The organism is Streptomyces sp. MnatMP-M17 (genome assembly GCF_900091995.1).
Classification (GTDB): domain Bacteria; phylum Actinomycetota; class Actinomycetes; order Streptomycetales; family Streptomycetaceae; genus Streptomyces.
Genome location: NZ_FMDK01000137.1, coordinates 1 through 13,727 on the forward strand (window position 1 = coordinate 1; position 13,727 = coordinate 13,727).

At 69.3% G+C, this 13,727-nt stretch carries 13 protein-coding genes and 1 pseudogene; all 14 read right to left on the reverse strand.

Going from position 1 to position 13,727, the window contains the following annotated elements:
* Window positions 1–141: pseudogene (locus GA0115259_RS38885) on the reverse strand (4-hydroxy-3-methylbut-2-en-1-yl diphosphate synthase); the annotation flags it as partial.
* A 7-nt stretch (window positions 142–148) separates the two neighbouring features.
* Entirely contained in the window at window positions 149–1,168 is a 1,020-nt protein-coding gene (gene hpnH, locus GA0115259_RS07255) for an adenosyl-hopene transferase HpnH (RefSeq protein WP_093592556.1), read from the reverse strand.
* A gap of 5 nt (window positions 1,169–1,173) precedes the next feature.
* Entirely contained in the window at window positions 1,174–1,824 is a 651-nt protein-coding gene (locus tag GA0115259_RS07260) for a phosphorylase family protein (protein WP_093592559.1), read from the reverse strand.
* Entirely contained in the window at window positions 1,824–3,827 is a 2,004-nt protein-coding gene (gene shc, locus GA0115259_RS07265) for a squalene--hopene cyclase (protein WP_093592562.1), read from the reverse strand. Before shc ends, GA0115259_RS07260 begins: the two co-directional genes overlap by 1 nt.
* A 103-nt stretch (window positions 3,828–3,930) precedes the next feature.
* Window positions 3,931–4,989, reverse strand: a complete 1,059-nt coding sequence (locus GA0115259_RS07270) for a polyprenyl synthetase family protein (protein ID WP_370747489.1) — start codon at window positions 4,987–4,989, stop codon at window positions 3,931–3,933.
* A gap of 53 nt (window positions 4,990–5,042) precedes the next feature.
* Window positions 5,043–6,431, reverse strand: a complete 1,389-nt coding sequence (gene hpnE, locus GA0115259_RS07275) for a hydroxysqualene dehydroxylase HpnE (protein WP_093592567.1) — start codon at window positions 6,429–6,431, stop codon at window positions 5,043–5,045.
* 109 nt (window positions 6,432–6,540) lie between these two features.
* Window positions 6,541–7,491, reverse strand: a complete 951-nt coding sequence (gene hpnD / locus GA0115259_RS07280) for a presqualene diphosphate synthase HpnD (protein ID WP_176732462.1) — start codon at window positions 7,489–7,491, stop codon at window positions 6,541–6,543.
* Complete coding sequence (gene hpnC, locus GA0115259_RS07285; protein ID WP_093592573.1) at window positions 7,488–8,405, reverse strand: squalene synthase HpnC; 918 nt, start codon at window positions 8,403–8,405, stop codon at window positions 7,488–7,490. The genes hpnD and hpnC overlap by 4 nt, the downstream gene beginning before the upstream one ends.
* A gap of 468 nt (window positions 8,406–8,873) precedes the next feature.
* Entirely contained in the window at window positions 8,874–9,659 is a 786-nt protein-coding gene (locus GA0115259_RS07290) for an ABC transporter ATP-binding protein (RefSeq protein ID WP_066948520.1), read from the reverse strand.
* A complete protein-coding gene (locus tag GA0115259_RS07295) occupies window positions 9,652–10,581 on the reverse strand; it encodes an ABC transporter permease (protein ID WP_093592577.1) in 930 nt (309 codons plus the stop codon). Before GA0115259_RS07295 ends, GA0115259_RS07290 begins: the two co-directional genes overlap by 8 nt.
* Before the next feature lie 173 nt (window positions 10,582–10,754).
* Window positions 10,755–11,540, reverse strand: coding sequence for a CDP-alcohol phosphatidyltransferase family protein (locus GA0115259_RS07300; RefSeq protein ID WP_176732463.1), 786 nt, complete (start codon window positions 11,538–11,540; stop codon window positions 10,755–10,757).
* Window positions 11,518–12,579: an iron-containing alcohol dehydrogenase family protein gene (locus GA0115259_RS07305; protein WP_093592580.1), complete on the reverse strand. Its 1,062-nt coding sequence runs from the start codon at window positions 12,577–12,579 to the stop codon at window positions 11,518–11,520. Before GA0115259_RS07305 ends, GA0115259_RS07300 begins: the two co-directional genes overlap by 23 nt.
* The gene (locus GA0115259_RS07310; protein WP_093592583.1) at window positions 12,567–13,316 is read right to left on the reverse strand and encodes a phosphocholine cytidylyltransferase family protein; all 750 of its coding nucleotides are present in this window, start codon (window positions 13,314–13,316) and stop codon (window positions 12,567–12,569) included. The genes GA0115259_RS07305 and GA0115259_RS07310 overlap by 13 nt, the downstream gene beginning before the upstream one ends.
* The coding region (locus GA0115259_RS07315) for a DUF5941 domain-containing protein (protein WP_237539829.1) at window positions 13,313–13,727 on the reverse strand (415 nt) is incomplete at its 5' end. The genes GA0115259_RS07310 and GA0115259_RS07315, both read right to left, overlap by 4 nt.

Sequence of the window (13,727 nt, forward strand, 5' to 3'; positions counted from 1 at the left end):
CGTCATCGACTGCACCGACACCGGCGCATCCCCACCGACCGCCACCGACCCGACCTGGATACGCCGCGAAACGCGACGCACCGCGATAGGCCGGGCCGGCAGCTCGGGGAGCCCCAGTGAGACCGGCTCTCCAGTGGTCATGGCGTCGTCACCTGGTCCCGACGACCGTCTCACGGGCGGCGCGCAGGGACTCCTTGAGGGAGCCCATCGTGGCGAGTACGGCGGTCGGCTCATAGCCGCAGTGCGCCATGCAATTGGCGCAGCGCGGATCCTTGCCACGGCCGTACTTGTCCCAGTCGGTGTCCTCGATGAGCTGACGGTACGTCGGCACATATCCGTCGCTCATCAGATAGCAGGGACGCTGCCAGCCGAAGAGGGAGTAGTTGGGAATGGCCCAGGCGGTGCAGGGAAAATCGGCCTTGCCTTCGAGGAAGTCCAGGAAGAGCGGCGAGTGGTTGAGGCGCCAGCGGGCCCGGTTACCGCCGGAGAACGCCTTCTTGAACAGCTCACGGGTCTGCTCGACACCGAGGAAGTGCTCCTGGTCGGGAGCCTTCTCATAGGCGTAGGCGGGCGAGATCATCATCTCGTCCACCTTCAGCTCGTCATTGAGGTAGTTCAGTACCTCGATGACGGTCTGCGGAGTGTCGGTGTTGAAGAAGGTGGAATTGGTCGTCACCCGGAAGCCGCGCCGCTTCGCCTCCTTGATGGCCTCCACCGCCTCGTCGAAGACGCCTTCCTTCGCGACGGACTCGTCGTGCCGCTCCCGCAGCCCGTCGATATGCACGGCGAAGGCGAAGTACGGCGAGGGAGTGAATTTCTCGATCTTCTTGCGCAGCAGCATCGCGTTGGTGCAGAGGAAGACATACTTCCTCTTGGCCACGAGCTGCCGCACGATCTCGTCGATCTGCGGATGCATCAGCGGCTCGCCGCCGGCGATGGAGACCATGGGCGCCCCGGACTCCAGCACCGCCCCGACGGCCTGGGCAACGGGCATACGCTGCTTCAGGACACCCGCCGGATGCTGGATCTTGCCGCAGCCCTCACATTTCAGATTGCAGGCGAAGAGAGGTTCCAGCTCAACGATGAGCGGAAATTTCTCACGCCTGCGGAGCTTCTGTTCGAAGAGGTACGTCCCGACCCTGATGGTCTGACGGAGCGGCATGGCCATCTAGCTCACCTCCTGGGGAGCAGCAAAGAACGGTGCCATTCATGAAAAGCAGGCAGGACGGCACGGAGAACACGGAAAGCCGATATTCCTCCGCGCACTGTGCCGATACGGACGAGCTCGTGCTCCGGAGCGTCCACGACCACCCGCACGGCCGCGACCGGACGGGTGCCGACGTCCAGAGCACTACGGAGCGTCGCGGCGGACTCCATGTCCACCGCGATCGCTCCCGTACCGCGCAACGCGGCCCGTTCCTGTCCGCGGACCACATGGTCGGAGCCGGTCAGCGGACCGGTGTGGACCGTACGGCCGGGCAGGATCCGGGTCAGCGCGTCGACAAGCAGCCCGGTGCCCGTACAGGGCGTGGAGCCGTCCGGGCTCCGGGTCTCGTCGGCGACAATGAGATCCCCGGGATGCATCCCGGGAACGAGTCCGGCACAGAATCCGGACGCCATGACGACCGCGTACCTGTTGCCGGTCTCTCCGAGCGCGCGCGCCACTGCGCGCTCGGCGTTCTTGGGCCCCATGCCCGTACGCAGGACGGCCACCGGTCCCACCGTGTCACCGCGACCGCTGCCGCGCAGCGCGAAGCGCTCGATACCGAGCGCGCAGGCGATCAGCAGCGGTGGCGGACCGGCCGGCCCGGAGGACCGTTCCATCAGCTCCCCTTGCGGTTTCCCGCACGGGCGGCGAGTGGCTCCCCGTGGAGATACCGGCCGAGCGCCGTCAGCGGGAAGACCTGACGGTAGAGGTGGTAGTTGATCGAGAAGTCCCACGGGAAGCCGGTGCCGGTGAAGTACGGCTCGTCCCAGGAGCCGTCCTCGCGCTGGGTCTCGGCCAGATAGGCGATGCCCCGCTCGACGGCCTTGCTCTCCCGCTCCCCGGCCGCGAGCAGCGCGAGCAGCGCCCACGCGGTCTGGGAGGCGGTGGTGGCGCCGCGTCCGATCCACTCCGTGTCGTGATACGAGCGCAGATCCTCGCCCCAGCCGCCGTCCGCGTTCTGCACGGATTCGAGCCAGCGCACGGCCCGGCGGATCGCGGGATGGGAGGCGGGCAGTCCGGCCGCGGTCAGAGCGGGCACCACCGAGCCGGTACCATATACATAGTTGACGCCCCAGCGCCCGAACCAGGCGCCGTTCGTCTCCTGTTCGGCGAGGAGCCACTCGATTCCGCGCCGGGTGCCCGGATGGTGGCTCTTGCCCTCGTACGCGAGCATCTCGACAACATGCGCGGTGACATCCGCGGACGGCGGGTCGATCACCTCGCCGAAGTCGCAGAACGGCAGCCGGTTGGGGAATGGACTGGTGTTGTCGGCGTCGAAGGCGCCCCAGGCCCCGTTTCTCGACTGCATGCCCAGATTCCACCGTGCGCCGCGCTCGATGGCCGCGTCGATCCGTTCGGGCTCCGGATGCTCGACCCGGCGCAGCGCGAGGATGACCTCGGCGGTGTCGTCGATGTCAGGGTAGTTGTCGTTGTGGAACTCGAACGCCCAGCCGCCCGGCGCGAGTCCGGGTCTGCGCGCGGTCCAGTCACCAGGGCGCAGGATCTGCTCGCCGACCATCCAGTCCGCGGCCTTGACCAGGGCCGGATCGTCCGGGCTCACGCCCGCGTCGGCGAGGGCGATGATGGTCAGACAGGTGTCCCAGACCGGTGACTGACAGGCCTCGATCATCCGGGCGCCGTCCTCGCGCCAGACGGCGAACCGGTCGAGCGATTCGAGTCCGGCGCGCATGACGGGATGGTCGAGGTCGTATCCGAGCAGATGCAGGGCGATGATGGAGTAGACGGCGGGCGGCTGGATCCCGCCCCAGCAGCCGTCGTTCTCCTGACGCTCGATGATCCAGCGGGCCGCCGCGTTCATCGCGCCGCGGCGCAGCCGGCGCGGCGCGATCCGATGGTAGACGTGCAGGGCCTTGTCGAGGCGCTGGAAGACACCGTCCCAACTGGCCGCCGACGCGGTCGCCTTGGGAGGATTGGGCCGGGCCGGATCGGTGTGCAGTTCGTCCAGGCCGAAAGGAGCGGGCCGTACGGGCCGCTCCGCCGAGACGACGGTCAGCGGCACGATGGTCTGCCGGGCCCAGCAGCCGAAGTCGTAGATGTTGAGCGGGAACCACTTGGGGAGATAGATCATTTCGGGCGGCAGCTCGGGCAGATCGTCCCACTTCCACCAGCCGAACAGGGCCAGCCAGATACGGGTGAAGACCCGGCTCTCGGCGATCCCGCCCTGCTCACGCACCCATTGGGAGGCGCGCGCCATATGCGGGTCTTCCGGGCTGTCCCCGGCCAGCCGCAGCGCCACATAGGCCTCGATGGTGGCGGAGAGTTCGCCGGGGCCGCCGTAGAAGGTGGCCCAGGTTCCGTCCGCCCGCTGTTCACCGCGGATGAAGAGCGCCGCGGCCTCGGTGGTACGGGCGTCCTGGACGCCGAGGAACTGCCGCAGCAGCAGATCCTCCGCGTCCATGGTCACATTGGTCTCCAGGTCGCCCTTCCACCAGCCTTGGGCGTCCTGCTTGCCGAGCAGATACTCGACGGATCGTGCGGTGGCCCGCTCGGCGGCGGCCAGGAGGTCACCGGCCACGGCGGGGGTGGTCTTGGTCGGTCCGCTGGCCGAGGCCGCGCGGGGTCCCATGGCCCCGGTGCTTCCGTCGGTCGTCGCTGTCATGGCTTCCCCTTCGTGCAGTGGTGAGCTTCTGCTGTGCTGGGGTCTCCGTCGTCCGGCGCCCTACGGGCTGTGGACGGCGACTGCGGTCATATGGGAATAGTGATCATCTCTTTCGTACGACAACGAAGTCCGCGAGCGCGGTGAGCTGCGCCCTGACACTGGCCGGCATATCGACGCCGTCGAGGGCTTCGACGGCGACGGCGTGCTGCCTGCGGGCCTCTTGCGAGGTCCACTCCCGGCCGCCCGCCTCCTCGATCAACGCCGCCCTGGTCGCGAACTCTTCCTCCGAGAAGGTCTCGAAATCATTGCTTTTCGCGTCGGCGGCGAGCAGTTGGCCGAGCCGGGCCGAGGCGGGACCGCCCGCGGCGAGCGCGGCGACGACCGGCAGGGACTTCTTGCGCTGGCGCAGATCGCTCCAGGTCTGCTTACCGGTGGCCTCGGGATCGCCCCAGATGCCGAGCAGATCGTCCACCGCCTGGAAGGCCAGGCCGAGATGGTGGCCGTACGCCTCCAGCGTGTCGGCCGTACGGTCGTCGGCGCCGCCGAGGACCGCGCCGATGGAGACGGCGCAGGCGAGCAGGGCGCCGGTCTTGTTGCCCTCCATCTCCAGGCACTCCTCGACGGTGACCCGCTCGCGGTGCTCGTAGGAGATGTCCTGGGCCTGACCGTCGATCAGCTTGCGGGTGGCGGCGGTCAGCCTGCGGGTGGCCCGGCCCGCCTCCGCGGTGCCGATCTCCAGCAGCACCTCGTTGGCGAGCGCGAAGAGGGCGTCGCCGACGAGGATCGCCTGCGCGGGCCCGTGCACCTTCCAGACGGTGTCGCGGTGGCGGCGCTGCTCGTCACCGTCCATCAGATCGTCGTGCAGCAGTGAGAAGTTGTGGACCAGCTCGACGGCGACCGCGCCGGGGATGCCCTTCTCGGGCGCGGCGCCCGCCGCCTCGGCGGAGAGCAGCGCGAGTGCCGGGCGCACCGCCTTGCCGCCGTCGCCGTCGGCGGGCCTGCCCTCGGCGTCGATCCAGCCGAAGTGGTAGGCGGCGACGGTGTCCATCGGCGTGGCGAGCCGGCCGACAGCGGCGCGCAGCACCGGGGCGGACAGGCTCCGTCCCCGCTCCAGCAGCGCGTAGACGTCCGCGGTGTCGACAGCCGGATTCACCGGGGGCACGGTCGGCACGGTCTCTCCTCTTGTTCCAGTACTCGTAGGTGCAGTACTCGGGCTCATGCCGCCTCCTGCAAGGGGTGTTCATAGGGGCGGCCGAGCTGGGCGAGGGCGGCTCCCGCGGCGCTGAAGCCGCTCCGTACGGCACCCTCCATCGTCGCGGGCCAGCCGGTGGCGGTCCAGGCACCGGCCAGGTAGAGGCCGGGCGCGCCGGTACGGGCGCCGGGACGGAGTCTGCCCACACCGGGCGTGGGCGCGAACGTCGCTGTCCGTTCCCGGGTGACGAAGAAGTCCCGTACCTCCGCGCCGCGCGCGGCGGGCAGCAGACGTTCCAGCTCGGGGAGATAGCGGGCGCGCAGCTCCGCCACGGGCGTGTCGATCTCGTCCTGGGCGGCCGACTGGGAGAGCGCCAGATACTGGCCGTCGGTGAGCCCGGAGGCGTCGGTGCGGTCGAAGACCCACTGGACGGGACTGCCCAGCGCGGCGAAGAACGGGCGGCGCAGCACCTTGCGGTCGTACACGACATGGACGTTGAGGATCGGCGCGGTGCCGATGTCGAGCAGCCGGTCGGGATCCTCCAGCGCGCCCTGGGGCAGCAGGCCATGGGCCTCGCGCTGCGGTACGGCGAGGACGACCGCGTCCGCGTCGAGCCGTTCGCCGTCCGCGTCGACGTGCCAGCCGCCGTCCGCCGCGCGGGTGACCGCGCCGACGCGGGTGCGCAGTTCGGTCCGAACGCCCGCGGAGTCCAGGGCCTTGCGTGCCAGCGTGTCGTGGATGTCGCCCAGCGGGACACTCGCCCAGCCGATGTCGGCGGCGCCCGGCTCGGAGAGCAGCCCGGTCTTGAAGACCATCGCGGCCAGCCCCATGGAGGCGTGCGGCGCGGTGGCGTTGAGCGTCGCCACGCCGACCAGGTCCCAGAGGGCCTCGATGGTCCTGGCCGACTGTCCGTGCCGGCCCAGCCAGGTGGCGAAGTCGATGCCGTCCAGGGCGGGATCGGCGGGATCGAGCCGCTTGAGGGCGAGCGCGGCACGCCCGACGGAGGCGCGCTCGGCGAGCGAGAGATGCGGATAGGTCGCGAGTCCCGCGGCGAGATGCAGCGGTACGGGCAGCGCGTTGCGCCGCAGCCGTCCGAGCCGGGGCCCGCGCGGGCCGCCGACATCGAGGACGGGCACGTCCAGCCGGTGCTGGAGCGGTGCGAGCGCGGCGCCGTCCACCCGGTCGAGGAACCACTGGTAGGCCGTGCAGCAGCGCAGATACACATGCTGGCCGTTGTCCACGGTGAGATCGCCGCGCCGGAAGGAGAAGGCGAGACCGCCGAGCCGTGGGCGCCCTTCGACAAGCGTGACCTGCACTCCGGCGTCGGCGAGCTGGAGCGCGGCGGTGGTACCGGCGAGCCCCGCGCCCACCACCACGGCGTGGCGTGGCCGCACGTCATCCGCTGTGGTCATGCGTGTCCCCCTCCGGCCGTCGCAGTCAGGGACGCGCCATCCCGACCTGGGGTTGCGAGAACCTGGCGCGGATGTGCGGCGAAGAGGCCGAGCTGTGCGATCCGCCGCATCAGCCGCGCCTCCTGACGGTCTGCCGTGAGATGTGCCGGGCGTCCAGGCCCGAGAGTCCGCGCACGGCGACATACGCCTTCTCGTGTCCGGGCAGCGAGACCCGGCCGCGCAGCACGGCCTCCGGGTCGCGTTCGATCCGGTCGAGCAGCCGGCGGTAGATGCCTGCCATGGCCGCGACACAGGCGCCGCTGCGCCGGTCGAGCATCGGCAGCAGGCGGTAGCCCTCGGCGAACAGGGCGCGGGCGCGGCGGACCTCGAAGTGCACCAGCCCGGTGAAGTCGGAGCCCGCGGGCGGTGTCGCGCTGTGGAAACCGGCGGAGCAGCCGAACTTGGCGAGATCGTCGGAGGGCAGATACGTACGGCCGTTGGCCGCGTCCTCGCGTACGTCCCGGAGGATGTTCGTGAGCTGGAGGGCGAGTCCCAGGGTGTCGGCGTACTCGGCGGCGCGCTCCGCTCCCGGCGCGTCGGGGCCCGGGCCGAACACGCCGAGCGACACCCGGCCGATGGCGCCCGCGACACACCGGCAGTAGACCTTGAGGTCTTCCCAGGTCTCGTAGGCGTCGCCCCGTACGTCCATCAGGACGCCGTCGATCAGCTCGTCCAGCCCGCCGAGCGGTACTGGGAAGCGGCGGCTCGCGTCCGCGACGGCGACCGCGACCGGATCCGTGTCGTCCTCGGCCACCTCGCCGGCTCTGACTCTGCCGAGCAGGGCACGGGTCTCTTCGAGCCGTCTCTGCTTGGCCTCGGGCGCGAGTGTGCCGTCGCCGATGTCGTCCACCCGCCGGGCGAAGGCGTACATCGCGGACATGGCCTGCCGCTTCTCGGTCGGCAGCAGTCTGATGCCGTAGGCGAAGTTACGGGCCTGCTGCCCGGTGACGGCCTCGCAGTAGCTGTAGGCCGCCAGTACCGGCGCGGACATGGGTGTCTGTCCCTCCACGTTCCGGCTCACCCCTCTCTGTGCGCTCTTCGCAAGACAGCTCCCACTTCGCGCAGCAGACGTGGCTTGGTGGGTTTGGGCGGTCCGGGGAGCACATCGTGCCCGGCGGCCGCGATCGAAGCGAGGGCGGCGCGCCCTCCGGCCACAAATCCGGCGAGCAGCAGCCGGAGCCTGCCGTGGACGCTACCCACCAGCGGGGTGCCTTCATTCAGAAGCTGCCGCGCGCGTTCCGCCTCGTACGCGACCAGGGTGCGCACCGAGGCGTTCCCAGTGGAGGCGGCCAGATCGGCCTCGGTGACATGGAAGCGCTTCATGTCCTCGGCGGGCAGATAGATCCGGTCGCGGCCGAGGTCCTCGGTCACGTCCTGGAGATGTTCGATGATCTGGAGCGCCGTGCAGATGGCGTCGGAGCGGCGGACACGCTCGGGACTGGCCGTCCCGGTGATCTGGAGAACGAGCCGGCCGACGGGATTGGCGGACAGCTCGCAGTAGGCGAGGAGGTCGTCATAGGTCTCGTACCGCCGCACCAACTGGTCCTGGCGGTTCGCCGCGACAAGCCCGAGGAACGGTTCAGGAGTGAGCGCGCGGCTCCGTACGGTCGGGATCAGTCCGCGCAGCAGAGGATGGCCCGGAGCCGGGCCCGCGAGGTCGAAGACCTTGCGCAGATCGGTCTCGAACGCGTCCAGGACGGTCAGCCGGTCGTCGGCCCGCTCGGGAGCGACTCCGAGATGGCGGAGATCGGCGCCGCCGGGAGCGAGATCGCCGTCGCCGATGTCGTCGACGAGCCGGGCGAAGCCGTAGACGGCCATCAGATCGTCGCGCCAGGCGCGCGGCAGGAAGAAGGGCGCCACCGGAAAGTTCTCGTCGGCGGCTTTGTCGAGTGTGGAGCGTGCGGTGGCGTCGGAGCGCGCCTGGGGAGTACCCATCACTGCCGGCTGCCCGGCACGGGGACGGCGGAACCCTCACAGAGCTGGAGATTTCCCGTCATTGCCGTCACATCTCCCGTTCTACACTGCCGACCCAATACATCCCATTTCGGACACGCCGCCCGTCCTTCCGAGTAAAGAAGGCCGCCGTCTCGCAGGCGAGGTGCCCAGCGGCCATCACCCCAGGTGCCGCGAATCAGCACCAGCACAGCTTACGTTGTACAACTAAGAGGACCACTTCGGGGTGTTGCGCGCATTACAAGAACGCTGCGATGCGGGCCAACCTTCCCCATGGGCACGCGACTTGACCGTCCTTTGACGATCAGCGGCCGGTCGCCGCCCGTCGTGCGGGCCTGTCGTGTGCGGCCCGTCGCGAACGGCCGTGCCACGCGACAGGGCCTCCGCCGGAGCGGTCCGGCGGAGGCCCAGGGCCCTGTCGTGCGGATCTCGCGTTCGGATCTCGCCGGGCTACTTGCCCGTCTCCTTCTCGTACGCCTTGATGACCTCGTCGGTCGGGCCGTCCATCAGCAGCTCGCCCTTCTCCAGCCAGAGCACACGGTCACAGGTGTCCTTGATCGACTTGTTGCTGTGGCTGACGAGGAAGACCGTGCCGGCCTCCTTGCGCAGTTCACGGATGCGCTCCTCGGAGCGGATCTGGAACTTGCGGTCGCCGGTGGCCAGCGCCTCGTCGATCATCAGGACGTCATGGTCCTTGGCGGCGGCGATGGAGAAGCGGAGCCTGGCGGCCATGCCGGAGGAGTACGTCCGCATCGGGAGCGTGATGAAGTCGCCCTTCTCGTTGATGCCGGAGAAGTCCACGATGCCCTGGTACCGGTCCCGGATCTGCTCGCGCGTCATGCCCATGGCCAGCCCGCCGAGGATGATGTTGCGCTCGCCGGTCAGATCGTTCATCAGCGCCGCGTTCACACCCAGCAGCGAGGGCTGGCCGTCGGTGTAGACCTTGCCGCTCTCCGTGGGCAGCAGCCCGGCGATGGCACGCAGGAGCGTCGACTTGCCGGATCCGTTGGTGCCGATCAGACCGATCGCCTCGCCGCGGTAGGCGGTGAAGGAGACTCCTCGTACGGCATGGACCTTGCGGACTCCGCGCGCCTCCCCCTTGCCGCGGCGGAGCATACGGCTGAGCGCGGCGGTGGCGCTGCCCTTCCCGCCGCCTCCGCCGTTGACGCGGTACACGATGTGCACCTCGTCGGCGATGACCGTGGGGATACGTCCCTGCTTGTTGTCGTCAGCCACGCCCGTACCGTTCCTCGGCCTTCCAGAAGTACACGAAGCCGACGACTCCGAGCAGCACGGCCCACACCAGTGCGGCGAACCAGACGTGCGCCGGGAGGTTGGACGAGCCGTAGCCGTCGATCAGCGCGTGCCTGACAAGGTCCATATAGATGGCGGCCGGGTTGTACTGGAGGATGTCCGCGATCCAGGCCGGCTTGTCCTTGAGCATCACCGGGATGGAGAACATCACGCCCGAGGCGTACATCCAGGTACGCATCACGAACGGCATGAGCTGCGCGAGGTCCGGGGTCTTGCTGCCCAGCCTCGCCATGATCAGCGCGAGACCGGTGTTGAAGAAGAACTGGAGCACCAGCGCCGGGATCACCAGGACCCAGCTCAGCTTGGGATAGCTGCCGAAGGCAACCGCCACCGCGATCAGAACGATCATCGAGTACAGAAGCTGCTGGAGCTGCTGGAGCGAGAAGGAGATCGGCAGCGAGGCACGGGGGAAGTGCAGGGCGCGTACGAGCCCCAGATTGCCGGAGATCGCGCGGACGCCCGCCATCACCGAGCTCTGGGTGAAGGTGAAGACAAAGACGCCGGTGACCAGGAAGGGAATGAAGACTTCCTGCGGGATGCCCTTCCTGGTGCCCAGGATCAGCCCGAAGATCAAGTAGTAGACCAGGGCATTCAGCAGTGGCGTCGCCACCTGCCAGAGCTGGCCGAGCTTGGCCTGGCTGTACTGGGCCGTGAGCTTCGCCTGGGAGAAGGCCAGGATGAAGTGGCGCCGGCCCCAGAGCTGCCGGACATAGTCCCGCAGACCGGGCCGGGCGCCGCTCACCGCCAGGCCGTACTTGGCGGCGAGCTCCGCCGAGGTCAGACCGTCGTCGGACGACGGCGGGGCGCTCACGGCGATCGCGCCCTCTTGGGTTGTGTCACTCACAAGTTGAAACTTTCGTCTTCAAGATGCGCAGCCGGACGGGCACAAGCACGGAAGGCCAGGCCCCGGAGTTGGGAGTAGCCCCGATGCTCTCAGATCCGAAGCTTGTCAGATGACGGGCGGTCGGCCCAGCCGGGCCTTCTGCATGATGATCACCGCACCGAGCCGCACGCCGCTCACCTCAGTCTGCTCGACGCCAGGATGGAGACCAGGTGCAGCAGTGTCTGGACGACGGCGATACCGGCGAGGACCGCGATACCGAGCCGGGTGAAGAACAGATCTCCTCGCACCATGTCGAGTACGGCCATGACCAGGATGAAGAGGCTGGCCTCGATGCCGCCGACGAGCCGGTGGAACTTGAGCATGGCCGCGGCCCTGCGGGCCAGCGCCAGACCGGAGGAGCGCGGCACGGAGGCCTCGTCCTTGACGGCGGGCAGACCGCTGCGCTGCCGGGCCACATCGACCAGATCGGTCTCTGCCTTGATCAGGATCGCACCGAGCGCGGCGAGCGTGCCGAGGAAGGCCCACTGCCAGTTCGTGGCCGTGCCGTTCCGGTGGAAGACGTCCGCGCCGCGCACACCGAAGCCGATCAGCAGAGCGGCCTCGCAGAGATAGTGGCCTATCCGGTCCAGATAGACACCGGTGATGGAGGTCTGTTTGCGCCAGCGGGCCACCTCGCCGTCGACACAGTCGAGCAGCAGATAGATCTGGAACAGGACCGCCGCGAGAATCGCGCCGGTCAGTCCCGGTACGAGCAGCGCGGCACCGCCCACGACGCCCACCACCACCATGAGATAGGTGAGCTGGTTGGGCGTGATCCGGGTGTTCACCAGGTACGGGTCGATGTGCAGCGAGATCTCCCGCATGTACAGTCGCCCGGCCCAGTGCTCTCCGCTGCGCCGGTCCTTCACTCCCTCCGGGTGAACGACCGGACGGAGTTCAGCTACTGATGGTCTTGGCATAGTCGGCGTACGCGTCCCTGATCTGGTCGGTGGACAGGTCGAGGTGTTCGAGGATGGTGAAGCGGCCGGGACGGGTCTGCGGCGCGTAGGCGACGGCCCGTACGAACTCCTCCGGGGAGAAGCCGATCTCCTCGGGGAGTACGGGCAGCCCGTGCCGGTGCAGTACCTCGGTGAAGAGCTGTGACTCCTCGTGCGCGCCGCGCAGATGCATGGCGAAGGCGGCACCGAGGCCGACCTGCTCGCCGTGGAGCGCGCGGCGCGTCGGGTGGAGCAGGTCGAAGGCGTGGCTGATCTCGTGGCAGGCGCCCGAGGAAGGACGGGTGTCGCCGCTGATCGACATGGCGATACCGGTGAGGACCAGCGCCTCGGCGAGGACGGTGAGGAACTCGTCGTCGCCGGCGCCGCCCGGGTGGCGCAGCACGGCCTCGCCCGCGGTACGGGCCATGGCGGCGGCCAGTCCGTCGACCGGCTCGCCGTTGATCCCGTGCGAGAGCTCCCAGTCCGCGATGGCGGAGATGTTGGAGACCGCGTCGCCGATGCCGGAGCGGATGAACCGGACCGGCGCGTCGCGGATGACATCGAGGTCCACGACGATCGCGATGGGTGTGGGGACACCGTAGGAGCCGCGGCCGTTGTCGTTGTCCAGGGTGGACACCGGGGAGCAGAGCCCGTCGTGCGCGAGATTGGTGGCGACGGCGACCAGCGGCAGGCCCACCCGGGCCGCCGCGTACTTCGCCACGTCGATGATCTTGCCGCCGCCGAGGCCGACCACCGCGTCGTACCGCTTGCCCTTGATGCCGTCGGCGAGCCGGACCGCGGAGTCGATGGTGCCGTCGGCCACCAGATACCAGTCCGCGGCGGTGAGCACCGGCTCCAGCCGGGTGCGCAGGGACTGTCCCGAGCCGCCGCTGACCGCGATGGCGACCCGGCCCGAGCTGGAGATCCGCTGGTCGGCGAGGAGACCGGCGAGATCGTCCAGGGCGCCGGGCCTGATGTCGACCACGACCGGGGACGGGATGAGCCTGGTCAGTACTGGCACGCGATCTCACGGCCCTTCGCGAGGTCGTCGTGGTTGTCGATCTCGACCCATGGGATGTCGCCGATGGGGGCCACATCGAGGGTGAAGCCGCGGTTCACCAGTTCCTGGTAGCCGTCCTCGTAGTAGAGGTCCGGGTCCCGTTCGAAGGTGGTCCGCAGGGCGTCGGCGAGATCCGCGGCGGCCTCGGGCTCGATCAGTGTGACTCCGATGTACTCGCCGGTGGCGGTGGCCGGGTCCATCAGCTTGGTGATCCGGCGTACGCCCTTGGCGCCGTCCGTGATGACCTTCATCTCCTCGTCGGCGAGGCGCTTGACCGTGTCGAGGGCGAGGATGATCCGACGCTCCTCGCCGCGGGCGGCGAGCAGCGTCTTCTCGACGGAGACCGGATGGACGGTGTCGCCGTTGGCGAGGATCACACCGCTGGTCAGGACGTCACGGGCGCACCAGAGCGAGTAGGCGTTGTTCCACTCCTCGGCCTTGTCGTTGTCGACCAGGGTGAGCCGGAGACCGTACTTGCTCTCCAGCTCGGCCCGGCGCTCGTAGACGGCCTCCTTGCGGTAGCCGACGACGATCGCGGCCTCGGTCAGCCCGACCTCGGCGAAGTTGCCCAGCGTCAGATCGAGGACCGTGGTGGTCCCTTCGCCCGCCGGGTCCACGGGCACGAGGGCCTTCGGAAGCGTGTCGGTGTAGGGACGCAGACGCCGTCCGGCACCGGCGGCCAGTACGAGGCCGATCATGCGAGTTCTCCTTCGTCATGTACGGCGGGGGCTCCGGAGGACACCCAGAACCGGATGGACTCCAGGAGCACGACCAGCGCCACGGCGGCAGCGAGCACCGTCAGGGCCAGCGGGAAGGCGGTGTGCCCGGTCACGAGAACGGCGGCGAGCACGGTCACCACCAGCGTGCGGCCCTCGTGCCCGCCGACCGACCGGACGAGCCATCCGGGCGGCGCGCCGGAGCCGCCGCGGATGCGGTACACCGTGTCGTAGTGATGGTAGGCGACGGCCGCCACCAGTCCGAAAGCCGCCGGCAACGCTCCGTTCACTTCGGAGCGGGCGGCCAGCGCCAGGACCGTGCCGTACTCCGCCGCCCGGAACACCGGCGGTACGAGCCAGTCCAGCGCGCCGCCGAGCGGGCGGGCCACGGCG